19 protein-coding genes and 1 pseudogene are annotated in these 22,549 nt (G+C 60.2%); 8 read left to right on the top strand and 12 right to left on the bottom strand.

Annotated features, from left to right (window positions below; translation table 11 throughout):
- Window positions 1-155 precede the first annotated feature (155 nt).
- Window positions 156-2,138 carry a pilus assembly protein TadG-related protein gene (locus tag ACSQ87_RS28380; protein ID WP_436274857.1) on the top strand — a complete coding sequence of 661 codons (1,983 nt, stop codon included), beginning with the start codon at window positions 156-158 and terminating at the stop codon, window positions 2,136-2,138.
- On the opposite strand, the gene ACSQ87_RS28375 is transcribed toward ACSQ87_RS28380, so the two are convergent.
- Complete coding sequence (locus ACSQ87_RS28375; RefSeq protein WP_436274856.1) at window positions 2,108-4,861, bottom strand: PAS domain-containing sensor histidine kinase; 2,754 nt, start codon at window positions 4,859-4,861, stop codon at window positions 2,108-2,110. The two genes, ACSQ87_RS28380 and ACSQ87_RS28375, sit on opposite strands and share 31 nt — an antisense overlap.
- Window positions 4,858-5,298 (bottom strand): TadE/TadG family type IV pilus assembly protein, encoded by a 441-nt coding sequence (locus ACSQ87_RS28370; protein WP_436274855.1) that lies wholly within the window; start codon window positions 5,296-5,298, stop codon window positions 4,858-4,860. Before ACSQ87_RS28370 ends, ACSQ87_RS28375 begins: the two co-directional genes overlap by 4 nt.
- Window positions 5,299-5,373: 75 nt before the next feature.
- Here ACSQ87_RS28370 and ACSQ87_RS28365 point away from each other — a divergent pair, with 75 nt between their 5' ends.
- Together ACSQ87_RS28365 and ACSQ87_RS28360 are read left to right on the top strand one after the other, a co-directional pair.
- Window positions 5,374-5,844 (top strand): prepilin peptidase, encoded by a 471-nt coding sequence (locus ACSQ87_RS28365; RefSeq protein ID WP_436274854.1) that lies wholly within the window; start codon window positions 5,374-5,376, stop codon window positions 5,842-5,844.
- 113 nt (window positions 5,845-5,957) lie between these two features.
- On the top strand, window positions 5,958-6,740 hold the full coding sequence (locus ACSQ87_RS28360) for a response regulator (RefSeq protein WP_223433450.1): 783 nt from the start codon (window positions 5,958-5,960) through the stop codon (window positions 6,738-6,740).
- Window positions 6,741-7,034: 294 nt separating this feature from the next.
- Here the strand turns inward: ACSQ87_RS28360 and ACSQ87_RS28355 are convergent, their stop codons facing one another.
- The 5 genes from ACSQ87_RS28355 to cpaB are packed head-to-tail and all read right to left on the bottom strand — an operon-like array spanning window position 7,035 to window position 12,269.
- Window positions 7,035-7,925 (bottom strand): type II secretion system F family protein, encoded by an 891-nt coding sequence (locus ACSQ87_RS28355; RefSeq protein WP_223433449.1) that lies wholly within the window; start codon window positions 7,923-7,925, stop codon window positions 7,035-7,037.
- The gene (locus ACSQ87_RS28350; protein ID WP_436274853.1) at window positions 7,922-8,806 is read right to left on the bottom strand and encodes a type II secretion system F family protein; all 885 of its coding nucleotides are present in this window, start codon (window positions 8,804-8,806) and stop codon (window positions 7,922-7,924) included. The genes ACSQ87_RS28355 and ACSQ87_RS28350 overlap by 4 nt, the downstream gene beginning before the upstream one ends.
- 10 nt (window positions 8,807-8,816) lie before the next feature.
- A complete protein-coding gene (locus ACSQ87_RS28345; RefSeq protein WP_223433447.1) occupies window positions 8,817-10,097 on the bottom strand; it encodes a CpaF family protein in 1,281 nt (426 codons plus the stop codon).
- Entirely contained in the window at window positions 10,094-11,290 is a 1,197-nt protein-coding gene (locus tag ACSQ87_RS28340; RefSeq protein WP_436274852.1) for an AAA family ATPase, read from the bottom strand. Before ACSQ87_RS28340 ends, ACSQ87_RS28345 begins: the two co-directional genes overlap by 4 nt.
- Window positions 11,291-11,321: 31 nt before the next feature.
- A complete protein-coding gene (gene cpaB, locus ACSQ87_RS28335) occupies window positions 11,322-12,269 on the bottom strand; it encodes a Flp pilus assembly protein CpaB (protein ID WP_436274851.1) in 948 nt (315 codons plus the stop codon).
- A 324-nt stretch (window positions 12,270-12,593) separates the two neighbouring features.
- On the opposite strand from cpaB, the gene ACSQ87_RS28330 reads away from it, so the two are divergent.
- Window positions 12,594-12,791: a Flp family type IVb pilin gene (locus ACSQ87_RS28330; protein WP_223433444.1), complete on the top strand. Its 198-nt coding sequence runs from the start codon at window positions 12,594-12,596 to the stop codon at window positions 12,789-12,791.
- Between the two features lie 84 nt (window positions 12,792-12,875).
- The gene (locus tag ACSQ87_RS28325; protein ID WP_046044730.1) at window positions 12,876-13,289 is read left to right on the top strand and encodes a response regulator; all 414 of its coding nucleotides are present in this window, start codon (window positions 12,876-12,878) and stop codon (window positions 13,287-13,289) included.
- An 86-nt stretch (window positions 13,290-13,375) separates the two neighbouring features.
- Here the strand turns inward: ACSQ87_RS28325 and ACSQ87_RS28320 are convergent, their stop codons facing one another.
- Both ACSQ87_RS28320 and ACSQ87_RS28315 read right to left on the bottom strand, forming a co-directional pair.
- On the bottom strand, window positions 13,376-14,230 hold the full coding sequence (locus ACSQ87_RS28320) for a MaoC/PaaZ C-terminal domain-containing protein (protein WP_436274850.1): 855 nt from the start codon (window positions 14,228-14,230) through the stop codon (window positions 13,376-13,378).
- A gap of 2 nt (window positions 14,231-14,232) precedes the next feature.
- Window positions 14,233-15,585 (bottom strand): 3-oxoacyl-ACP reductase, encoded by a 1,353-nt coding sequence (locus ACSQ87_RS28315; protein ID WP_223433442.1) that lies wholly within the window; start codon window positions 15,583-15,585, stop codon window positions 14,233-14,235.
- Between the two features lie 168 nt (window positions 15,586-15,753).
- Between ACSQ87_RS28315 and ACSQ87_RS28310 the strand changes: the two genes are divergently transcribed.
- A complete protein-coding gene (locus ACSQ87_RS28310; protein WP_223433441.1) occupies window positions 15,754-17,031 on the top strand; it encodes an acetyl-CoA C-acetyltransferase in 1,278 nt (425 codons plus the stop codon).
- On the opposite strand, the gene ACSQ87_RS28305 is transcribed toward ACSQ87_RS28310, so the two are convergent.
- On the bottom strand, window positions 17,018-18,046 hold the full coding sequence (locus ACSQ87_RS28305) for a bile acid:sodium symporter family protein (RefSeq protein WP_436274849.1): 1,029 nt from the start codon (window positions 18,044-18,046) through the stop codon (window positions 17,018-17,020). The genes ACSQ87_RS28310 and ACSQ87_RS28305 overlap by 14 nt on opposite strands.
- Before the next feature lie 84 nt (window positions 18,047-18,130).
- Between ACSQ87_RS28305 and ACSQ87_RS28300 the strand changes: the two genes are divergently transcribed.
- On the top strand, window positions 18,131-18,922 hold the full coding sequence (locus tag ACSQ87_RS28300; protein WP_223433439.1) for an AraC family transcriptional regulator: 792 nt from the start codon (window positions 18,131-18,133) through the stop codon (window positions 18,920-18,922).
- A gap of 207 nt (window positions 18,923-19,129) precedes the next feature.
- Here the strand turns inward: ACSQ87_RS28300 and ACSQ87_RS28295 are convergent, their stop codons facing one another.
- Both ACSQ87_RS28295 and ACSQ87_RS28290 read right to left on the bottom strand, forming a co-directional pair.
- Window positions 19,130-19,858, bottom strand: coding sequence for a methyl-accepting chemotaxis protein (locus tag ACSQ87_RS28295; RefSeq protein ID WP_371917828.1), 729 nt, complete (start codon window positions 19,856-19,858; stop codon window positions 19,130-19,132).
- A gap of 129 nt (window positions 19,859-19,987) precedes the next feature.
- Window positions 19,988-21,076, bottom strand: a pseudogene (locus ACSQ87_RS28290) (cache domain-containing protein); the annotation flags it as partial.
- Window positions 21,077-21,478: 402 nt separating this feature from the next.
- On the opposite strand from ACSQ87_RS28290, the gene ACSQ87_RS28285 reads away from it, so the two are divergent.
- Window positions 21,479-22,372: a PA4780 family RIO1-like protein kinase gene (locus ACSQ87_RS28285; protein WP_223433437.1), complete on the top strand. Its 894-nt coding sequence runs from the start codon at window positions 21,479-21,481 to the stop codon at window positions 22,370-22,372.
- Window positions 22,373-22,549 lie beyond the last annotated feature (177 nt).

Below are 22,549 nucleotides of genomic sequence, written 5' to 3'. Positions count from 1 at the left end.
GCGTCCTTGAGATCGCCATCGCCGGCAAGCCGTGCTCCTACAGGGTTTTTTGTTGTCTTGGCTGGCATGTTGCCAGCATTCCGGCCAAGTCTTGTCTACACTGCTGTTCACCCAAGGAGGTAGCCCTCGGCTGTGCACCGGCAAAGGAGTGTGCGATGTCTCCCCGTTTGCAGTTTCGCAGCCCGTCCCGGCAACGGGGGGCGATCGGTTTGATGGCGGCGTTGACATTGGGCATGGCCCTGATGTTCTTGCTGGTCGTGGTTGACAGCGGTCGTTTGTACCTGAAAAAACGTGACCTGCAGCGCGTAGCGGATATGGCCGCACTTGAAGCTTCCACCCGCGGGGGTGATTGCGCCGCTGGCAACACCGCCACCGTCTATGCCACCGCCAGCGCAAACCGTAACGGCTTCACCCTTCCTGACCCCAATCACACTCTGCTGGTCGCTTGCGGCGCCTTGACCCTGGATGCCAATAACCTTCGAGTATTTGGTGCCGACCCGAGCAAGAGCGAAGCCATTCGGGTGATCGCCAGCCATGTGGTCCAGCAGAGTGTCGCCGGCGGTGTCGGCGCCCTGTTCGGTGGCGCTCCACGCGCAGCGACCATCAACCTGACGGCCACCGCTGTCGCGGCATTACCGCCACCGCAGGCTTCGTTGACCCTGCGCAGCACGACGCTGAGCGTCGACACCAGCAAATCGGCCACGCTCAACGTGCTGTTCGGTGGTTTGCTCGGGGGTAACCTGAACATCAACGCGGCGGGCTGGAACGGACTGGTGAACACCAACATCAGCCTGCTCGATTACCTCAATCGATTGAAGGTCGACCTTAACCTCAGCGCTGCCGGGTATGACCAGGTATTGGGCAATACGATTGCCGTCAGCCAGCTGATCCAGACCGCCGTCAATGTACTGGACCCCGGCGGCACACTCGGCGCGACCGCAACCATTTCAAGTCTTCAAGCGCTGAAAGTCGCGGCAGGCGCAACCACCGTCGTACTCGGCAACGTGCTGCACGTCGAGGCTGGCAGCACTGTGACGGCGCTGGGGACCAGCCTGAAAGTGTTCGACCTGATCGAAGCCGTCGTGCAACTGGCCAACAAGAAAAACGGCCTGGTGGCAACCTTGCCGATCAACCTCGCGGGGCTGGCGCAAATCACCGCTCGGGTGCAGATACTGGAGCCGCCACAGCTCTCGGCCATCGGCAATCCGAAAAACGCCGCGCTCGCGCCTTTGGGGCCCAACCGGATCTATGTGAAAACCGCTCAGGTGCGTACATTGCTGTCGATCGACTTGCCCATTCTGAGTGCGATTCAACCCTTGCTCGAGGCGGCGGCTGATCTTGCCGGGCCGTTGACCAATACCTTGAACGCCTTGCTGCATCTCAATCTGGTCGGTGTCATTGACTCACTGACCTGCGCGCTGGGGGCGGCTTGTGAAACACCCTCGATCGTGCCGCTTTCCAGTACCGTAAGGCTCGATGTCGCACTGGACGTCGCGAGCGCCAACAGTTACGTCACCGCCTACAGCTGCGTCAGCGCCACCAACAAATCCCTGACCACCAATACCAGCACTTCACTGGTGACGCTGAAAATCGGCAAGATCGATCCGAACACGGCTTTCGGCAACAACACTACGCCGCCCGCCGTGGTGGTACAGCCGTTGAAGGTGATCGATATCGGGGTGAAAACCTGTCGCCGGTTCCTGATCCTTCCCGTCAGTTGCGACCCACGAATTCCAGGCGTCGGCGGCGGCATCGATATCATGGCCGACACCACCGTGGCACAGAGCGCCAACATGCCGCACGTCTATTCCGCACCGCCGGCCACCAGCCTGCCGGAGATCAACCAGCCACCGTTCTACTATTCCTATTCCACCAGCAATATCGTCAGCAGCCTTACCGACACGGCGACCAATATCAAGGTCGACATGTACGGCCCGACGGGCAGTCTGGTCGGTGGTCTGGGGGCGATCCTCAGCACGGTCACAACATTGTTGGTTAATGCGATCAACAGCGTGCTCAGCCCGTTACTCGACACCTTGATCAACACACTGCTGCTCAGCCTGGGGATCGATCTGAACAAGGTCGATGTCGGCGCCAACCTCAGTTGTCACTCAGGACGAGCGACGCTGGCGATCTGATCGTCGGCAGCAATCGGCAGTTCGATACAAAACCGTGCGCCCTCGACCGAGTTTCTAACGCTCAGTTTTCCGCCCATGTTCTCGACGATGCCGTAACTCACCGACAATCCCAGCCCGGTGCCGACACCCGCGGGTTTGGTGGTGAAGAACGGCTCGAAAATCCGCTCCAGCAACCGCGGATCGATACCGCCGCCATTGTCCTCGACCCACAGCCGCACCGAATACTCATCACGTTCGGCGTACACCGAGATCCACGGTTTGAACTCGCGATCGGCCTCGCGTTTGCCGAGCAACGCATCCCGAGCGTTGACCATCAGATTGATCAACACCTGTTCGAGCTGATCGACGTAACCGCGCACTTGCACGTCAAACCCGGTCTCGCTGACCCGTAGATCGACCCCTTTGCCGCGCATCCCTTCGGCCAGCAGCGACAGCGTGCCTTCGATGGCTTGCGCCGGATTAAACGGATGCTGCTCGATCTCCGAGCGGCGGCCAAATACCCGCATGTGATCCACCACCCGCGCGGCGCGCTGGACCTGCGCATCGATGCGGTTGAGCTTGTCGGTCAGGTAGTCGATCTGCGCATCGCCGTTGCTCAGACGCTTGAGCACGTTGACGATGGCCATGCGCATCACATTCAACGGCTGATTGATTTCATGGGCCAGCCCTGTGGCCATTTCACCGAGGGTGGCCATTTTTGCGCTTTGGGTGAGCTGTTGTTGGGCGCGGCGGACCTCGGTGTTGTCGCGCCCCACGGCCTGAATCTCGAGCAAATGGCCGTGCTCATCGAACACCCCGCGATCCGACCACACCCACCAGGCATGTTCCCGTCCCGGCAGTTGCAGGTTGATTTCTGCGGTGCTGACCGGGAATTCCGGGCTGAGTCGGCTGAGCCGCTGGAGAAACGCTTCGCGCTGCTCCTGCGACATCCAGCTGCCCAGATTCACCCCGGGCAGTTGCTCGGGCTGGCACTCCAGGTAAGTCGCCAGCGGGCGGTTGCCGAAGGTCAGGGTCAGGTCCGGGCGGTAGCGGCAGATCATCGCCGGAGAGTCTTCCACCAGGATCCGGTAACGTTCTTCACTCTGCTTCACCTGTTCGGCGGCCAGGGTTGCTTCGGTGACGTCCAGCCACAGGCCGACGGCTTCCACCGGCAAGCCAAGGTCGTCGCGCAGTAGCTTGGCTTCATCGAGTAGCCAGTGGTATTCGCCGCGACTGTCGCGCAGCCGATAGCGGGTGCGCACCGAACCTTCACGCAGCAAATGTCGGGTACGTTCGAAGTACCGATCGCGGTCATCCGGGTGCACCCTTTCAACCAAGGTCCCCGTCGCGCAATCAGCCAGTGTCCAGCCGAGCAGCGGCAGTAGGCTGTCACTGAAAAACGTCGGTTGCAGCGCACCTTCGACATAGCGCTGCACGTAGATCACCGCCGGTGAGCTGGCGATCAGGTTGTCCAGTCGGGCATGGGCCGCCGCGGCGTTTTGCTCCTGGTTTTTGATGTCGCTGATGTCGAGCATGAAACCCACCAACCGCCGGTTTTTACCAATACCCAGAACCTGGCCCTGCAGGCGATACCAGTTCGGCGCTTGCGCCAAACGCACGCACAGCAGCAGTGGAACGCCGTCGTCTTGCAAGGTTTGCAGACGACTGCTCAGCTCTTCACGGTCGGCGGGGTGCACCCGATCAAGCCAGTCGTGCAGCGGCAAACGATCGATCGCAAGGTTCAGGTGACTGGCCAACGACGGCGCTAATTGCACCTCGCGACTGTCGCTGAACACCTCCCACCATCCCGTGCCGAGCAAGGCTTGCAGCGACTCCAGCCGTTCCAGTTGCAACTGGTGCCGGTGCTCGCGCAAGCGCTCAAGCAACGGGCCCGCCAGTGCGCCGGTAAGTTGCAACCAGTCGCGATCATTCAGGTCGGGTGCCTGTTGCTGCACCGGATAAAGGCCACACAGCAACCAGGCGACCACACCCTGAGCATCGTGATAGGGCACCGCGAACCCGTCGGCATTACCGAAGATGCCTTGCAAACGGGGGTGTTCAGCGGGCGTCAGGCATTGCGGCGCAGAGCCGTTCAGGCTGTCGAGCCCCGTGCCCAGGCGCTGAGCGTTTTGCCACAGCTGGGGCGCATCGAAGGCCGTGTAATGCTGGTGAATCTGCCAGCCTTCTTCCTGTTCATCGAGTAACGCCACCGCAATGCATGGCATGGGGAAACGCTGGGCCAGGCCTTGCAGTTGTTCCACCAACACCTCGGGCAGGCGCGTCAGGTTGCACCGGCGCAACTGTTCGCCGATCTGCGCGGCGAGTAATTGGCATTGCTCGCGGCTGCGTGATTGCCGGCGTTCGAGCAATAAGTCGCCGATGTCCAGTAACTGCAACAGCCAGGCATCGGCCAATGGCTGGACCCAGCCACGCAAGTGCAGGGGTTGTCCGTTGAGGCTGTAAAAGTCCAGGTCCAGACTCTGTCCCTGCCAGTCGACGGGCGAGCCTTCAACGGCGAGGCAGCTGTGGGGCATGAGGAAATCGAGCAGATGCGGTGCTTGCGCCGCGGGTGTCTGCTGGGCCAGCGCATGCCGCAGCGGGCCGGTCAGGTGAATCACTCGACCTTCGGCATCCAGATGCACCTGCAAACCGACACTTTGCACGCTCAGGGTGTCTGGCGTATCCAGTGGCTGAGGCGGATGGCGGTTGAGCAGGCGCCCGAAGAGTTTGTCTGCGGAACTCAAAATTGCAGGCTCGAACTGGCGCTGAGGTTTGCCGGCAGATTGGGCACTTGGCCAATTCCCGGCAAGGTCAGAAACGGGATGACCTGCTGCAGTTTGCTGGTGGGGTAGTTGATGCTGACCTTCAACACTCCGCCCACGTAGGTGGCGCTGGCGTCGGTGGCGACATTGAAATTCAGTGCGGCAGGAATCCAGGCCAGCTGTCGGCTCAGTTCTGTCGTGGCAATGGCTTTTACCGCGGTGTCGTATCCGGGGGTACTCGGATCCAGCGCCACGCTTCGGCGCACCGCTTCGGCGGTCGACTGGGTGAACGATTGCATCAGCAACAGCGGCAAGCTGTAAGCGACGATTCCATAGAACACGGCGAAAAAGATGAGAAACACCAAAGCGAATTCAATCGCTACAGCGCCTTTTTGCTTACGGGGGAGGCCTATTTTCATGACTGCGTCTACCCTGATATTCACAACGTGATATCAGCATAGAATCATTCAGCCAAAACGGACGTTTTTTACCGGATGCAGAGCTTTGTATTACTGATCTGGCTGGCGCTATGCGCAGCACAGGATGCTCGAGAACGACACATCGCCAATGGCCTGACCCTTGGCGCAACGGTGTTGGCGTTGGCGTATCTCCTGTGGACGGGCACTACCTGGCTGGGGGCCGAGGCGGTGCAGGGCGGCTGGGCTTTTTTGCTGGCGCTGGCCTTTACCTTGCCTGGTTATGCGCTGAGACGCTTGGGCGCAGGCGATGTGAAACTAATGACCGGCCTGGGTCTGGCGACAGACGGCATGCACCTGCTCGGCGTGTTCATCGGTGCCGGATTGGCCAGTGTGCTGTGGCTGCTGCTGGCGCCAAGAGTCTGGCTTCATATGGGCCAAGGGCTTAGAAATCATCTTCGATATCTGGGGCCTGGAATGTCAAAGAAACAGCCCTTTGCACCCTTCGTATTGGTGGGCCTGTTGCTCACACTCGCCTGGTTTCACTAGTCGCCCGTTCTATGTACAGAGTCGGAAAGTACGTCTACTTTCAATTCAGAAGTTGTACAGCCTGTGGCTGTCAGTAGAGGAACGGTCAACGTTGACCTTGCAGGGAGTCGCACGTGAACAAGCTTTCTTCGGCAGTAAAAATCCTTGTGGTCGACAACCAGCCGTTGATTGCCGCAGCGCTCTGTGAGTTTCTTGAAGGCAGCGGTTACCGGTGCGTTTCTTGCGAGACTGGCCAACAGGCCGTCGAGCGTTTCAATGAAGACGAAGCGATCGGCCTGGTGCTTTGCGATTTGCACATGCCCGGTCTGGACGGGATTCAACTGGTTCAGGAGCTGCAACGGTTATCCGGCAAGCACCGTGTGTTTGAAGCGATCATGCTCACTGAGCGTGCGGACAAGCAGGATGTGATCAAGGCCTTGCGGGCCGGGTTTGCCGATTACTACCAGAAGCCGATTAATCTGGGTGAGTTGCTCGACGGGATTGCGCGTCAGGCAGTGGTTTTGCAGGAACGGCAGAAGAGTCTGCAGCTAGGGCATCTGGATCAGAAGCTGCAGTATCTTGCCGAGTCGATCGATGATCTGTATCAGGATCTGGATAAGGTTCGGCGTGGGCCGCGGTTATCGGTTTCCCCTGATGACGATGTCAGTGCTGTGGGCCGGGTTGAGATTCCGGCGATTTTCAGTCAGCTATCGCCAAGGCAGTTGGAGGTGGCGCGGTTGGTGGGGAAGGGGCAGACGAATTATCAGATTGCCTGTGAGTTAGGGATTACCGAGAACACGGTGAAGCTGTATGTGTCGCAGGTTTTGCGGTTGACGCATATGCATAATCGGACGCAATTGGCGCTGGCTTTGTTACCCGGTCATTCTGGATTGCGTCAGGGGGTGACTGCGCATTAGGTTTTTGTTGATGTATCTATCCATTCCTGCGGAAACGACCACGACTCAGTCAGTTAAGCCGTAACGCAATCTGTAGCAGCTGCCGAGCCCACGAGGCTGCGTTCGGCTGCGTAGCAGTCGTAAAATCAGTCATTGCGGTACGTCAGGCATACCGCGTCAGCCGGACTCACGACTGCTTCGCAGCCGAACGCAGCCTCGCGGGCTCGGCAGCTGCTACAAAGAGTGTCGCGGTTGGAGTTGCCCGGATCTAGACTACCCCCCCTGTCCCACCGTCCACTTGCCCGCTCGATCCCTCTAAGAACCAAAGGCATGGGACAGGGCGGTGAAGCCCGGGCCGGCCAGTACGATCAATAACGCCGGGAAGAGAAACAGCATCATCACGACGGACATTTTGGCGGACAGCTTGGAGATGTATTCCTGCAGGCGCGTCAGGCGCCGGTCATCGAGCAATTGCTTCAGGGTCAGCAGGGATTTCATCGCACCGCCCCCCTGATGGATCAACTGCTCAAGGATGACGCAGGTGTCGGTGAACTCGTCGACGGCCAGCAATTGGGTGGCTTTGTGCAGTTCTTCGCCCAGTTCCAGGCCGGAATCGACCCGGGCCAATACCAGACGCAATTCATGGGTCAGGGCCGGTAATAATTGTTTGCCTTCATTGCTCAATACTCGCAACGACTGCTCCACCGCCATGCCCGATTCGAACAGGATGCGCAGCAGCGGAATGAAGGTGGATATCTCGATCGCCAGTTGTTTTTGCCGACGCTGCGCGGCAGCGGCCAGCAACCGTTTGGGCAATAGATAGCCGGCGCAGGTGGCGAACACCGGGGCCATCCAGTGATTGTTTGTGTGAGGGAAGAATACGCCCTGGATCAGCAAGGTCAGGGCCAGCGCCAGCACCGGAGCGCCTACCTGGAACGCCGCGAACAGTGAACGTCGCCGGGCGCTGCGCCAGCCGAGACGGTTAAGCAATGCCTGGGTTTCGTTATCCAGGTTGACCGAGCGCTGACCGATCCGGCTACTGCCCAGCAGCTCAAGCCACTGATTTACCCGGTTGTCGCTCGCCAGTTTGCCGTCGAGTCGTTGCGCCACCTGGCGAACCCTCCGACGGTGTTCCAGCAAACCGCTGAGCAGCAACAAGGCTGCCCCCAGAAACAGCAATGCGCAGATCAGCAAAGGCACTTTCATACGCTGCGCAACATATGCCAGAGCGCCAGGCTGCCGACCACCTGTAAGCCGAACGCGGACGCGAGCATGATTTGCCCCGAGCCGTCGTGCCACATGGCGAGCAAGTAATGAGGGTTGGTCGCGAGGAAATAGCCGGCCAGGCCAATCGGCAAACAGCCCAGGACCCACGCGGTCACCCGGGTTTCACCGGTCATGGCCCTGAGCTGGCGCGCAGCCTGCTCGCGCTCCCGGATCATCTTGATCAGGTTTTCCAGCAATTCGCTGGCATTGCCGCCATAGCGGTGATTGACCTTCAAGCCGAGCGCAAACAGGCGAAGTTCGTCTTTCTCATACAGCTCGGCGAGGTCAGCCGCGGCATCCGGCAAGCTGACCCCCAACTGCACGTTGCGCTGAACCCGCCCCATGGCGTTTTTCAGCGGGTCTTCAGCGGTGTCGATGGCGCCCAGCACCGCATCGGCCAGGGTGCGCCCGGACTTCAGACTGCGCACGGTGTGATCGAGCATTTGTGGCAGTTGTTCGATCATGCGCTGGAGTCGGCGCTGATAACGCCAATTGACATACAGGCGCAGAATCAGCGGCGGCAGCAGTAACAGAACCAGCAAGCCGGCCCAGCCACCGCTAGCAAATCCGAGCAAGATGCCAAGGGCCCAGAGCAGCAGCCACCCCCCCAGACGCTTGGAGGGACGCCCAAGGCCGGCCCGCAGAAATGCCCGATCCAGACCCGCCCAGGAGGTTTTCGTCGGCACCGGCTGCAGTTGCCCCCGGGTCAGGCGCCCCAGTACCCGCTCGGTGCCGGTCTGGCGCAAACCGCGATAAAACAGGCGGATCGACAGTCCGAGCAAGACCAGGCAAACGAGGATGAGCAGCACTGGTTTGAGCATGCCGTGGCCTTCAGTATGCAGAGGGAGAGAGCGCCAACTCACGGCGCAGTTTATCGCCAGCGGGGTTGACCGCCTCACGCATGAATCCGAAGCCGCTGTGCCGGTCGAGCCGGAACAACGTGTTGGTGACATACACGTCATCACGCAAGCCGATCACCTCCACCACTTCGCTGACGCAGCGGCGGCCGTCGGGCATGCGCGTCAGCTGGATCACTACGTCCAGTGCGGCGCAGATCATTTGCCGCAAGGTCCGTTCGGCGATGGTGCGGCCCGTCAGGCCCACCAGTGTCTCCAGGCGCAACAGCGCATCCTGGGCGTTGTTGGCGTGCACGGTGCTCATCGAACCGTCGTGGCCCGTGTTCATTGCGGTGAGTACGTCCAGCACTTCGACGCCACGAATCTCGCCGAGGATGATTCGGTCCGGGCGCATCCGCAGGGCGTTGCGAATCAGGTCACTGGCTTTCACTTCTCCGTGGCCTTCGGCATTCGGCGGCCGGGTTTCCAGGCGCACCACGTGAGGGTGGCCCAGGTGCAGTTCGGCGACGTCTTCGATGGTGACGAGTCGTTCGTGAGGGTTGATCAACTGGCTGAGAATGTTCAGCAGCGTGGTCTTGCCAGTGCCGGTACCGCCGCTGATCAGGATGTTGCAGCGCTTGCTCACGGCCTCCTGAATAAAGTCGTAAATCGCCTGATCGATGGTTTGCATCGCCATCAGGTCCGAGCTTTTGAGCATGTCCTTGCGAAATTTACGTATCGACAGGCAGGGACCATCGAGCGCAATCGGGGGAATGATCGCGTTGACCCGGCTACCGTCGGGCAGTCGTGCGTCGACCATTGGCGACGACTCATCGAGCCGTCGACCGAGGGGCGCGAGGATCCGTTGCATGACCCGTTCGACGTGATGCGCATCGATGAAACGCAGGTCGCTTTGATGCAGTATGCCGTCGCGTTCAATGAACACCCGGTGCGGGCCGTTGACCAGGATCTCCGTCACCGCCGGGTCTCGCAGCAGTACTTCCAAGGGGCCGAAACCGGTGAGTTCGTCGACGATTTCTTCGGCTAGACGCTCCATTTCATAGCGGGAAATCGCCAGATGCAGCCGGGCGATGTACTCGGCAACCTTGTCGATGACGAACTGCGAGAGTACCTGCCGCGAACCCTCCAGCAGGTTTTTGCCGGACTCCTCGATGGCGTCGATGATGTAGCGGTGCAGCACCAGTTTCAGACCTTCGTGGTCAGTGTTGCCAGTGGTGGTGCGCACAGGGGCACCGAAGAGTTTTTCACCGCTCATTGCGCACCCCTCAACCGATTGAACCAGCCAGACTTGGGCTTGGCCAGGCCCTCGGAACGCTTGGCCAACCGATCGCCGAGGGCGCGCAGGCTTTGAGTCAGGCCTTCGCGGGGGGCCAGTTCAAATAGCGTCACACCTTGGTTCTTGGCGTTAAGTCGAACTTCCGGGCTGTAGGCGAGGGTCGCGATAATCTCCATGCCGAAGCTTTTGCTCAGGGTGTCGGAGTCCGGTGCGACGTTGCGCAGGTAGCGATCCACCAGCAGTCTGGCGTGATCGAGCTTCATGCCTTTTTCACGCCACAGGTTGAGTACCGCCAGGTTACGGCGGCAGTCGAGTACGTTCTGATCGGTGTACCACAGCAACTTGTCGCAATGGGTGACGAAGGTGCGTAGCGCTTCGCTGTCCGGCTGGCCAGTCAGGTTCACCACGATGTGCTGGAAGTGTTGGCGCAGGGCGCTGAGCAGCATGTACAACTCGGCGGTGCTGGTGTGTTCCAGCGGCTCATCGTGGTGGGCGTAGGCGAGGATCCGCAACCCGGCGGCGCAGTTGGTGAACGCGCTGTCGATCAGCGTCGCGTCGAGGCGCCGCAAGTGCCGGAGTGCATCGCCGAAGTGGAACGAACTCTCCAGCCCGAGCAAGGCCAGGCTGTCACCGCGTGGCAGGCCAAGATCCAGTAACAACGTTTGCTGCCCGCTCTTCTGCACCACTTGCGCCAGGTGCGTGGCGAGCAGCGCGCCGTCGGCGTTGATCTGCACACCGTAGAGCACCGTCAGGCTACCCAGTTGGGTGTTCGGGGCCACGGGTGGCAGGCGTTTGCTCAGCCGTCGCACCAACCCCGCGACTTCACTGGAGCGCGAACCATAGGCCACGAAATCCCGTGCGCCGGCGCGCATGGCATTGAGCACGAGTTGGTTGTCCATGCCATCGCCCAGCGCGACGATCGCCAGCATCGGTTTGGCTTCCAGGGCACCTTCGATCAGTGCGCTTTGGGCCACCACGTGTTCGCGGTCCAGGCCGATGAACACCAGGCTGGCGAAGGTCACGTCCACCAGCGCCAGCAATTCGTCGAGGCTGCCACCGCCGGCGCTGACCACTTGGCCCAACGGGGCGAGGGCGCCTTGCAGCCACTCAAGGTCGGTGCTGTTGCGTGTGATCGCGAGGAAGGTCTGGCTCAGGTTCTGGCTCTGGCTCATTGCGATAATCCGCTGCGTTTATCGAATCGATTCAGGGGGTTTGTTGGGTGATTTCGTTGCCACGGATGACTTCCACGCTCGGCTTGCGCGGTGCTGTGCCGCCGTGGGTGACGACAGGTTTGGGTGGGGGCGTCATGGCCAGTTGGCTGAACTGGATCAACTCGCGGTTGGCACTGGCAAGGTTGGCCGATGAATCGCTTTCGCCGGCCCAGTAACGAGCCAGACGTTTTTCATCGGCGCTGCGTACGGCCAGGCGCAGCACGCCAGCCTGGGCCGCCAACATCAGGCGGCTCACTAGTTGTTCGGGGACGGCAAGCAAGACGCTGCGGGCGCTGGCGCGCAATTGTTCCTGCCTGAGTTTTTCTTCGTTACTGCGGGCCGGGCTTGCGGGTTGACCGTCGTTGGTCAACCCCATCTGTTCGCCCACCCCGAGCACCCGCAAGGCCGGCACCACCAGTTGCGCTGACGGCTGAAGGTTGTTGCTGTCCATGCGCAGAAACAGCAGCACATCGACGTAGTCCCCCGGTATCAGTTGCCCGCCGGCATTGATCACTTCATCCACCGCGACGGCGAGGGCGCGTTCATCGGGACGAATCATCCGCGCCAGTCTGCCACCGGCTTCGAAACTTTCTTCATTGAGCCAGGTGCCGGCACTGAGGGCGCGCCAGGGTGTTCGGCCAATGGCTTGATCGAGGCGGCTCAGGCTGCCGGCGGGGACGGCACGGAGTTTTTCCAGGGTCACGTCGGCGGCGCTGATCGGCATGAGCGGTGGCACATCATGCAGCAGCACCACCACCGGTTGGCGGGTGGGGTCGTCCACGGGGGCAGGTGTCTGGGCGATGGGGGCAGGCGTAACAATCCCGGGTTGCACGACAGGCTCGGGAGCGGGTTGACGGCTCAGCGTGAGGCCCCAGTAACCGGCAATAATGGCGCCCACCAGAAACAAGCCGGCCAGGCCCAGAGTGATACGACTGTTCATGACGGCTCTCCCTTTCCTGCTGCTTGAGACCTCGTCGCACCCAACGAGAAAACTTCGCAATCAGGCAGCTATGAACATGGAACTATTTCGCTATTTGACGGTAGCTCAGCTAGAGCAAAAAGCCATTACGGGCCTGAAAATAACTAACGAAAGTAAGTCGTCAGGGCGAAAACGTGATTTTTTTGACGTCAACGAAGCAACTAATACTTTAGTGATAATTCGTTCTTACAGTTGTGGGTACGGGGAATGCCGACAATGCTGATGCTGGCAAAGGGGAATCATGTTGCGACCGTGCAACACCCGCCGTCTTTCAGGAGAGCTGCCATGTCCTTTACCAAGATTGCTCAGAAGATCAAATCCGAAATCGCTTTTTACAAGGGCCTGGCCAAAGATACCGAGGGGGCTTCGGGTATCGAATACGCCATTATTGCGGGCATGGTGGCAGTCGCTCTAGCGGCGTTTGTGACGCCGATCTCCAACGCTGTCACCATCATGTTTACCACTATCCAAAACGCGCTTTGACCTGCCTGCTGTCAATGGTCAGCTACTTGCCAATCCCGCAAAGGGCTTCTAACGTCAACGCTTAGTCCATTGCAGGTGTTGCCCATGAACGCTCCCTCACTTCCACGCCAACAGCTTCTTCTGGTCGATGATGAGGAGGATGCATTGCTGGAGTTGGCGGAGTTGCTGGAGGGTGAGGGCTTCAATTGCTTTACCGCCACCTCGGTCAAGCTCGCGCTGAATCATCTGACGCGCCACCCTGATATTGCGTTGGTGATTACTGATTTGCGGATGCCGGAGGAGAGTGGCATGTCGTTGATCAAGCGGTTGCGTGAACATACGTCCCGCCAGCATTTGCCGGTGATTGTGACGTCGGGGCATGCGGACATGGAGGATGTCAGTGACATGTTGCGGTTGCAGGTGCTCGACCTGTTTCGCAAGCCGATTTATCACGTGCGGTTGTTGGAAACTTTGAATAATTTGTTTCCGCAGCCTCGCATGGATTTAGTGAGTCCGTGATTGATCGTTACCACGCTCTGCGTGGGAATGCAGCCAGGGACGCTCTGCGTCCCAAGAGCCGAACGCAGAGCTCAGGAACGATCGGGTCAGGCAACCGGCCGCCAATGCCCAGCCATATGCTCAAGATCCCCCGCACCCACCAACAGCAAATCCCCGCTCGACCCCGCCGCGCTGGCCAGTAATGTCACTTCACTGGGCAACCGCACCGGTTTGCGAAATTGCACCGCAATCTCGACATTCGCCGCCGGCAGATGCTCACTTAACGCCGCCAGCGTACGCGCCTTGTTCCACAACCCATGGGCGATGGCCGTAGGGAAACCAAAGAGTTTGGCGCTGACAGCACTCAGGTGAATCGGGTTGTAGTCGCCGGACACTTTGGCGTACTGCCGCCCAATGTCCGACGGCGCTTTCCAGCGGGCCACCTCCGACATCTCCAGCGACGATGCCAATACTTCTTCGACAGGTTCGCCTTCGAGTTTGACCCCTCGGCACAACATCTGGCTTTCAGCTTCCCACAACGCCCCTAGTTGATCGTCGAGCGTGGTCACCAGGTCGAACGTCGCGCCTTTTTCATGGGGCTGAAGGTTTTGCACCTGAACGCTGACCCGCACACGATTCACGCCGCCCATTGGGCGAAAGATGCGAATGCGGTTGCTCAGGTGAATCAACCCCAGCAGCGGAAATGGAAACTCCTTGGCCGTCAGCAATTGCATCTGCAAGGCGAAGGCGAGGATGTGTGGATAGGTGGGCGGCAACAAACCGTTCTCGGCAAAACCGCAGACCTTGCGATAATCCGCCAGGCGCTTGGGGTCGACATTGATCCAGCAGCGCAAACCCGAATCGGGCAGGGTGGTGCCGGTGATTTTGCGTCGCGTCGCGGCCCGCACGTACAGTCCCGACAGGCTTGGTTCGCAGTTGAGTATGTGCCAATCGATGATCATGCCTAAGCCCCCAAAACACTTTGTCCGCACACCCGTAACGCTTGGCCGGTGAATGCGCCGGTGCCCGGTTGAGCCAGCCACGCCACCGCCTCCGCGACGTCTTGCGGCAGGCCGCCCTGGCCCAGCGAACTCATGCGTCGCCCGGCCTCACGCACGCCGAACGGCAGGTGCGCGGTCATCTGGGTTTCGATGAAACCGGGTGCTACCGCATTGATGCTGATGCCGCGCTCATTCAGCAACGGCGCCCAGGCTTGGGCCAGACCGATCAGCCCGGCCTTGCTCGCTGCGTAATTGGTTTGCCCGCGATTGCCGGCGATGCCGCTGATCGACGCCAGCAGGATCACCCGGCCGTTGTCGTGCAGGGTGCCGCTGTCGAGCAGTGCCTTGGTCAGCACTTGCGGCGCATTTAGGTTGACCGCCAACACCGCGTCCCAGAATTCCGGGGTCATGTTGGCCAGGGTTTTATCCCGAGTGATGCCAGCGTTGTGGACCACGATGTCGATGCCGTCGGGCAGTTGCTCGATCAACTGCGCGGCGGCGTCTTCGGCGCAAATATCCAGGGTGATGCTGCGCCCGCCGAGGCGTGCGGCGAGGGCGTCGAGATCAGTCTTGGCCGGTGCTACGTCGAGCAGGATCACGTCGGCCCCGTCACGGGCCAGGGTTTCGGCGATGGAGGCACCGATGCCGCGTGCAGCACCCGTGACCAGCGCCTTGCGGCCGGACAATGGGCGAGTCCAGTCCGTCACCTGCGCGTCGCAGGCGTTCAAGCGAATCACTTGCCCGGAAACGAATGCACTTTTGGGCGAGAGGAAAAACCTCAGCGGGCCTTCCAGTTGATCCTCCGCCCCTTCGCCGACATAAATCAGCTGCAAGGTGCCGCCGCTGCGCAGTTCCTTGGCCAGCGAACGGCTGAAACCTTCCAATGCCCGCTGGGCGCTGGCGGCGAACGGATCGCTCAAGGTCTCCGGCGCGCGACCCAGAATCACCAGGTGCGCGCTGTGGTCGAGGTTTTTTATCAGCGGCTGGAAGAACTCGCGCAGCTGTTTGAGTTGATCGGTCTGCACCAGGCCGCTGGCGTCGAACACCACGGCTTTGAGTTTGGGGCCGTGGCCGGGAATCCACGCGGTGGCCAGCGAAGGCTCGGCGCCGTAGCTGTAAATCGCGTCGGTCAGGCGGTTGGCGAAGGTGCCGATTTTCTCCGTCAACGGGCCACCGCCTAACAACAGCGCCCCCTCGACAGGCCGCAGCCGGCCGGCTTGCCAGCGCTCCAGTCGAACCGGCGACGGCAGACCCAGGGCCCCGACCAAACGATGGCCGATGGACGAATTGGCGAAGTCGATATAACGGTCAGACATGGAACGCGCTCCAGCAGCTGGGTTTCAAAGTGTGGACCATGAATGGCAATCAGTCGTTCGATCCACGAGATAAGGCCTACGCTAGAACATTGTAGGAGCTGAGCTTGGTCCGGGCGGCTCCTACAAGGGGGGTGGTTCTCAATTTGAATAATTCATCAGGAGCTTTTCATGACTCAACTGCGCCGCGTTGCGATTATTGGTGGTAACCGTATCCCCTTCGCCCGGTCCAACGGGCCGTACGCCACTGCCAGTAACCAGGCGATGTTCACCGCAGCGCTGGAAGGCCTGATCGAGCGCTATAACCTTCACGGTGTACGCATGGGCGAAGTGGCAGCGGGTGCGCTGGTCAAGTATTTGCGCGATTACGGCCTGACCCGCGAGTGCGTGCTGGGCTCGCGGTTGTCACCGATGACGCCGGCCTACGACATCCAGCAAGCCTGCGGCACGGGGCTGGAGGCAACATTGTTGGTGGCGAACAAAATCGCCCTGGGTCAGATCGAATGTGGCATTGCCGGTGGCGTCGACACAGCCTCGGACGTGCCGATCGGTGTTAACGAAGGCCTGCGCAAGATCCTCCTGCAGGCCAACCGGGCCCGAAGCACCGCCGACAAACTGAAAACCTTCCTGCAACTGCGCCCCCGCCATTTGGTGCCTTACTTTCCAAGCATCGGCGAGCCTCGCACCGGTCGGTCGATGGGCGAACACTGTGAATTGATGGCCCAGACCTGGAGCATCCCGCGTGACGAACAGGATCAGCTGACCCAGGAAAGTCATCAGAAACTGGCCGCGTCCTACGCCGAAGGCTGGCACAACGATTTGATGACACCGTTCCTCGGCCTGACCCGGGACAACAACCTGCGCCCGGATCTGACCCTGGAAAAACTGGCCTCACTGAAACCGGCCTTCGAGAAAAGCGCCAAGGGCACCCTGACCGCGGGCAATTCCACGCCACTCACCGATGGTGCGTCAGTGGTGCTGCTGGGCAGTGAGGAATGGGCGAAAGAGCGCGGCCTGCCGATCCTCGCCTATTGGCGTGACGGCGAGACGGCGGCGGTGGATTTCGTCAACGGTGCGGAAGGATTGTTGATGGCGCCGGTGTATGCGGTGCCGCGTTTGCTGGCGCGCAACGGCCTGACCTTGCAGGACTTCGATTACTACGAAATCCACGAAGCCTTCGCCGCGCAGGTGCTCTGCACGCTGAAGGCCTGGGAGGATCCGGAATATTGCAAAACCCGCCTCGGTCTCGATGCGCCACTGGGCTCCATCGACCGCAGCCGTCTCAACGTCAAAGGCAGTTCACTGGCGGTGGGGCATCCGTTTGCCGCGACTGGCGCACGCATCGTCGCGAGCCTGGCGAAGTTGCTGGATGCGGCGGGCAAGGGCCGAGGGTTGATCTCGATCTGCGCCGCCGGTGGCCAGGGTGTGACAGCGATTATCGAGCGCTGAGGGCTGGTGCGCTTTGCTGTTGAGCCAGCTGCCGGTTGCGGTTGGCGTAACGCTCGGCCATGACCGAGCAGACGATCAGCTGCAACGGGTGGTAGATCATGATCGGCAACAGGATCAGCCCAAGCCCCGGGTTGGCGCCGAAGATCAGCGCCGCCATTGGCGCACCGGCGGCCAGGGATTTCTTGCTGGCGCAAAATACTGCGGCGATTTCATCGGCCGGGCTGAATTTCAACGCGCGAGCGGTGCGGGTGGTCATCCACAGGATGATCGCCAGCAGGATCGCACTGCCGATCAATGCCGTGAGGATTACGCTGTTGCCCTGCTTTTGCCACATCCCCGAGACCATCGAATTGCAGAACGCCGCGTAGACCAGCAACAGGATCACCAACTTGTCGGCGATGTTGGTGTAGCGCTTGTGGCGGGCAAAGAACTTGCCGAGGAACGGCCGAACCCATTGGCCGAGCACCAGTGGCAACAGCAACATGGCGCAGAGGTCGAGCAGGGTGGCGCCCAAGTCGATGCCGCCCGCGCCGCTGCCGACCACGAAACTCACCAGCAACGGCGTCAGGAAAATCCCCAGCACGCTGGACAGGCTCGCGTTGAGAATCGCCGCCGGTACGTTGCCGCCCGCGCTGCCGGTCAGGGCCACGGACGAGGAGATGGTCGAGGGCAGGGCGCAGAGATACAGGAAACCCAGCATCAGAAGCGATGGAATGTGCGAGCCAAACAGCGTGTCGCTCAGCAGCCAGATCAGTGGAAATACCGCGAAGGTGAAACCCTGAACCATCACGTGCAGCTTCCAGTTTTTCAGACCGTGAGTGATCTGCTCGCTGGACAGGTTGACCCCGTGCAGGAAGAACACCAGAAACACGCCGATGTTGATCACGTATTCAGCGTGCATCCCGCCACCGCTGGCACCAAAGGTCGGGAAGAAATACGCCAGCAGCGTGGCGATCAACATGCCGCACAAGAACCAGTCGGTGACCACGCGTTTGAGGTGTTTGAAGGCATGCATAACAGGCACCGAATACATTTGTAAGAATTGGTGACTTAGCCTAACGTCGGCTCCATCAGCCGTCTTGCGACATAAGGCCAATCAATGCCGACTAACGGACAACTTTCCCTCGAGCGGACGATTCCGACGCTGACGGCGCTGCCGCGTCCGCTGTATGCCCGTGCGGAAAGTCTCAACGCCGGTTCATGGACGCCGCCGCATCGGCACGATTGGGTGCAGTTCTCCTACGCGATCAGCGGTGTTCTCGGCGTGCACACCGCCGAAGGCAGTTTCTTTGCGCCGCCGCAGTGGGGGATCTGGATTCCGGCTGATCTCGAACACCAGGTGGTGACTTCGATGCGCGCCGAGATGCGCAGCCTCTATGTGCGCCGCGAGGATTGTGAATGGGCGGACGGGCGTTGCCGGGTGCTGGAAGTGACGCCGTTGGCCCGGGAGCTGATCAAGAGTTTTTGTTTGCTGCCGGTTGAATATCCACAGGGCGACAGCCAGGAATCGCGGCTGGTGAGTGTACTGCTGGATCAGTTGGCGCATCTGCCGGAGGTCGGCTTCTCGCTGCCGCTACCGCGCCATGAACGGTTGCTGGGGTTGTGCAACGAGCTGATCGAAAGCCCTGAGCGCAATGTGACCTTGCAGGCGTGGGCCGAGCGGTTGGGCACCTCGGAGAAGACCTTGATGCGGTTGTTCCAGCGGGAAACCGGGTTGAGCTTTCGAGGGTGGCGCCAGCGGATGCGGTTGCTGTCGTCGTTGAGTTTGCTGGAGGAGGGGGACAGCGTGACGAATGCCGCGCTGTCTTGCGGGTATGACTCGACTTCGGCGTTTATTGCGGCGTTCAAAAGCCTGTTCGGGTTTACCCCGGGAGAATTGTTTCGGCAGTGAAAACCAGCCCCCTCACCCTAACCCTCTCCCCAAGGGGCGAGGGGACTTATTGGGGATATCTCGAGAAATTCTTCGACCTGAAATATCGAGTCGAGCTCAGGATTTGAAGGCGATGGAGATGGGCTCCCTTTCCCCCTCTCCCCTCTGGGGCGGTCCGACGTTTCGGGAGGGCTGGGGTGAGGGGTGGATCTAAAACCACCCCAATTCTCAAGTCCTGAACCGCCGAACCAACCCATCCAGCTCATTCGACAACCCCGCCAGACTCTGTGAATCCAGCCGCGCCGAGTTCGCCAGTTCCGCCACCAACTGCGCATCACCATGAATCTGGCTGATGTGCCTATTGATGTCTTCAGCCACCTGATGCTGTTCTTCCGCCGCGGTAGCGATCTGGGTGTTCATGTCGCGAATCACGTCCACCGATTCCCGAATCAGCCCGAAGCTGCTGCGTGCTTCACCGATCCGCGTCACCGATTGCTGGGACACTTCCAGGCTGGCGTGCATTTGCTGAGTCACCTGACTGGTGCGTTTGGCGAGGTTACCCAGCAAACCGTCGATTTCCGCGGTGGAATCGGCCGTGCGTTTGGCCAGTGCCCGAACTTCATCGGCCACCACCGCAAACCCACGACCCTGTTCACCGGCCCGCGCCGCTTCAATGGCGGCGTTCAGTGCCAGCAGGTTGGTCTGTTCGGCAATCGAGCGAATGGTCCCGAGAATTGACTGAATGTCGTTGCTGTCGCGCTCGAGCTGTTGCATCGACTGGGCCGACTGTTCGATTTCCTGGCTCAAGCGATCAACGCTGGTCACGGCCGCATCAATCTGCTGCTGACCTTCACGCGCCTGACGCTGGCCGCTGTCGGCCGATTCCGCCGCCTGGCTGCAAGAGCGCGCGACTTCGTTGGCGGTGGCGACCATTTCGTGGAACGCCGTGGAAACCATGTCCACCGCTTCGCGCTGACGCCCGGCGGCTTCGGCCATGTCGCTGGAGACCTGGGTCGAACTCTTGGAGGTGGCGAGGATCTTGGTCGCGGCGCCGCCAATGCTCTGGATCAGGTTACGAATCGCCGCCAAAAACTGGTTGAACCAGTTGGCCAGTTGCGCGGTTTCATCGCTGCCACGGATTTGCAGGTTCTTGGTCAGGTCGCCTTCACCTTGGGCGATGCCTTCCAGACCGCTGGCCACGCTGCGGATCGGTCGCACGATGAGGCTGGCGAAACTGGCGCCGACGATGGCGAAGAGCACGGCCAGTACGGCGGCGATGATCGCGATCAGCCAGGTCAGTTGAGTGGCCGAACTCATCACGTCGGTCTGCTTGATCAGGCCGATAAAGGTCCAGCCCAGCTGCTCCGACGGCCAGACGTTGGCCATGTAGCGTTCGCCGTTCAGCTCGACTTCCACCAGCCCTTTGCCGGCCTTGGCCAGTTGCGCGTAGCCCTCGCCGAGGCTGCTCAGCGCTTTAAAGTTGTGTTCCGGTTGCTTCGGATCGACCAGCACGGTGCCGGTGTTTTCCAGCAGCATCAGGTAGCCGGTTTCACCGAGCTTGATCTGTTTGACGATTTCGGTGAGCTGCTTGAGCGTCACGTCGATGCTGACCACGCCGCCATTGGTGCCCAATTTGTTGTCGATGGTGCGCACGGTACTGACGTACGTCGCGTCGTCCTGGGCCCAGTAATAGGCCTCGGTGCGGAACGGTTTGCCCGGTTTGGCCTGGGCAGCCTTGTACCAGGGGCGTTGGCGCGGGTCGTAATTGTTCAGCTTGGCATCGTCCGGCCAGGACACATAACCGCCCGCCGCGGTGCCGAGGATGGCATAAGCGTAGGACGGGTGACTGTTACCCAGGTCCTGAAGGAGGCCGAAGACTTTCTTGTCCATCTCACCTTGGGGAATGCTCTCGGCGTTGGCGCTCATGTAGGTCTTGAGGCTGTCGTCGGAGTTCTTGATCAGCGGTTGGGTCGCCAGGTAATCCACGTTCTGGCTGATGCCGTCAAAGAACAGTTGCATGGCGTTGCTGACCTGACGAATTTCACGGCCACTGCCATCGACGAAACTGTCCTTGGCATCACTGCGCAAGTTCAGCACAACCAGGGTAGCGACCAGCACCACCGGCAAGCAGGCGATGATTGCAAACGCCCAGGTCAACTTCTGTTTGATGTTCATCCGCGCTCCAGATTTTTCTTGTAGGCCCACGCAGTGCAGATGACTCGCGGATTATTGGCAGAACGATTGTCGGACAAATCACTTTGTCTCTGATGACTTCGGCCGGCCGAGGCGGAAATTGAGGCCTATTAAGAAAAATCCTACGAAGGGTATGAATCGAGATGTCAGCTACTGTCGCAAATACCTGCTTAGCCCTTCAGCAACAAGTGACGCAGGGTCAGCTATGATCTGTGGCGGCCGATGACGACCGGCGGTTGCTGACTGATTAAACCGGCACATTGTGTGCTTCTTGACGGTCACAGGAACGTTCATAGGTCGGCAACCCCTCCCCCGAATGAGTGGATTGCCGTATAACGAATGACTTTCGCGTGTTTGGTAATAAAGGACCCCCAATAAAAGCTGATGAAGACTCCAAAACGCATTGAACCCCTGATCGAGGACGGTCTGGTCGACGAGGTGCTGCGCCCACTCATGAGTGGTAAAGAAGCAGCTGTTTATGTGGTGCGCTGCGGCAACGAGTTACGTTGCGCGAAGGTCTACAAGGAGGCGAATAAACGCAGTTTCCGTCAGGCGGCCGAGTATCAGGAAGGCCGCAAGGTGCGCAACAGCCGTCAGGCTCGAGCGATGGCCAAGGGCTCCAAGTTCGGCAAGAAAGAAACCGAAGACGCCTGGCAGAATGCCGAAGTGGCGGCATTGTTCCGTCTGGCCGGTGCTGGCGTGCGGGTTCCTCAGCCTTACGACTTCCTTGAAGGCGTGCTGTTGATGGAACTGGTGGCCGATGAGTACGGTGATGCCGCGCCGCGTCTGAACGACGTGGTGCTGGAACCGGATCAGGCACGCGAGTATCACGCGTTCCTGATTTCGCAGATCGTGCTGATGTTGTGTACCGGTCTGGTGCACGGTGACCTGTCGGAGTTCAACGTACTGCTGACCCCGACCGGCCCGGTGATTATCGACCTGCCGCAAGCGGTCGACGCGGCGGGCAACAACCACGCGTTCAGCATGCTGGAGCGGGATGTCGGCAACATGGCGTCCTACTTCGGGCGGTTTGCGCCGGAGTTGAAAAAGACCAAGTACGCCAAGGAAATGTGGGCCCTGTTCGAAGCCGGCACCTTGCACCCGGCCAGCGTCTTGACCGGCGAGTTCGATGAGCCGGAAGAGTTGGCCGATGTTGGCGGGATCATGCGCGAGATCGAGGCGGCACGCCTTGATGAAGAGCGCAAGCAAGCGATCCGCGCTGCTGACGACGCGCCACCGGGCAAAACCGAAGAGCCGCCTCCGCCCTGGATGCAGTGATCGGTTAATAAAAACCCGGCTTCGGCCGGGTTTTTTTATGGGCAATAGGAGCTGTCGTGTGGTGTCAGATAGATCCACCCCAGCCCTCTCCCCACGGGGGAGAGGGGAAAGGGAGCCGATCTTCATGTTTTTCAAAACCTGAGTTCGACTCGGAATCTCAGGTCGATGTACCTCGAA

Source organism: Pseudomonas sp. LjRoot277, assembly GCF_964253845.1.
Classification (GTDB): domain Bacteria; phylum Pseudomonadota; class Gammaproteobacteria; order Pseudomonadales; family Pseudomonadaceae; genus Aquipseudomonas.
Note: the sequence above shows the minus strand (reverse complement) of the source record. Positions and strands in the feature narration are given on the sequence as shown.

Coding starts and splice junctions, on each gene's coding strand:
- ACSQ87_RS28305 (WP_436274849.1), bottom strand. CDS start 18,046: ATGCATGCCTTCAAACACCTCAAACGCGTGGTCACCGACTGGTTCTTG.
- ACSQ87_RS28300 (WP_223433439.1), top strand. CDS start 18,131: ATGCCGACTAACGGACAACTTTCCCTCGAGCGGACGATTCCGACGCTG.
- ACSQ87_RS28310 (WP_223433441.1), top strand. CDS start 15,754: ATGACTCAACTGCGCCGCGTTGCGATTATTGGTGGTAACCGTATCCCC.
- ACSQ87_RS28320 (WP_436274850.1), bottom strand. CDS start 14,230: ATGATCATCGATTGGCACATACTCAACTGCGAACCAAGCCTGTCGGGA.
- ACSQ87_RS28315 (WP_223433442.1), bottom strand. CDS start 15,585: ATGTCTGACCGTTATATCGACTTCGCCAATTCGTCCATCGGCCATCGT.
- ACSQ87_RS28370 (WP_436274855.1), bottom strand. CDS start 5,298: ATGAAAATAGGCCTCCCCCGTAAGCAAAAAGGCGCTGTAGCGATTGAA.
- ACSQ87_RS28355 (WP_223433449.1), bottom strand. CDS start 7,925: ATGAAAGTGCCTTTGCTGATCTGCGCATTGCTGTTTCTGGGGGCAGCC.
- ACSQ87_RS28285 (WP_223433437.1), top strand. CDS start 21,479: ATGAAGACTCCAAAACGCATTGAACCCCTGATCGAGGACGGTCTGGTC.
- ACSQ87_RS28330 (WP_223433444.1), top strand. CDS start 12,594: ATGTCCTTTACCAAGATTGCTCAGAAGATCAAATCCGAAATCGCTTTT.
- ACSQ87_RS28340 (WP_436274852.1), bottom strand. CDS start 11,290: ATGAGCCAGAGCCAGAACCTGAGCCAGACCTTCCTCGCGATCACACGC.
- ACSQ87_RS28350 (WP_436274853.1), bottom strand. CDS start 8,806: ATGCTCAAACCAGTGCTGCTCATCCTCGTTTGCCTGGTCTTGCTCGGA.
- ACSQ87_RS28295 (WP_371917828.1), bottom strand. CDS start 19,858: ATGGTTTCCACGGCGTTCCACGAAATGGTCGCCACCGCCAACGAAGTC.
- ACSQ87_RS28380 (WP_436274857.1), top strand. CDS start 156: ATGTCTCCCCGTTTGCAGTTTCGCAGCCCGTCCCGGCAACGGGGGGCG.
- cpaB (WP_436274851.1), bottom strand. CDS start 12,269: ATGAACAGTCGTATCACTCTGGGCCTGGCCGGCTTGTTTCTGGTGGGC.
- ACSQ87_RS28325 (WP_046044730.1), top strand. CDS start 12,876: ATGAACGCTCCCTCACTTCCACGCCAACAGCTTCTTCTGGTCGATGAT.
- ACSQ87_RS28365 (WP_436274854.1), top strand. CDS start 5,374: ATGCAGAGCTTTGTATTACTGATCTGGCTGGCGCTATGCGCAGCACAG.
- ACSQ87_RS28345 (WP_223433447.1), bottom strand. CDS start 10,097: ATGAGCGGTGAAAAACTCTTCGGTGCCCCTGTGCGCACCACCACTGGC.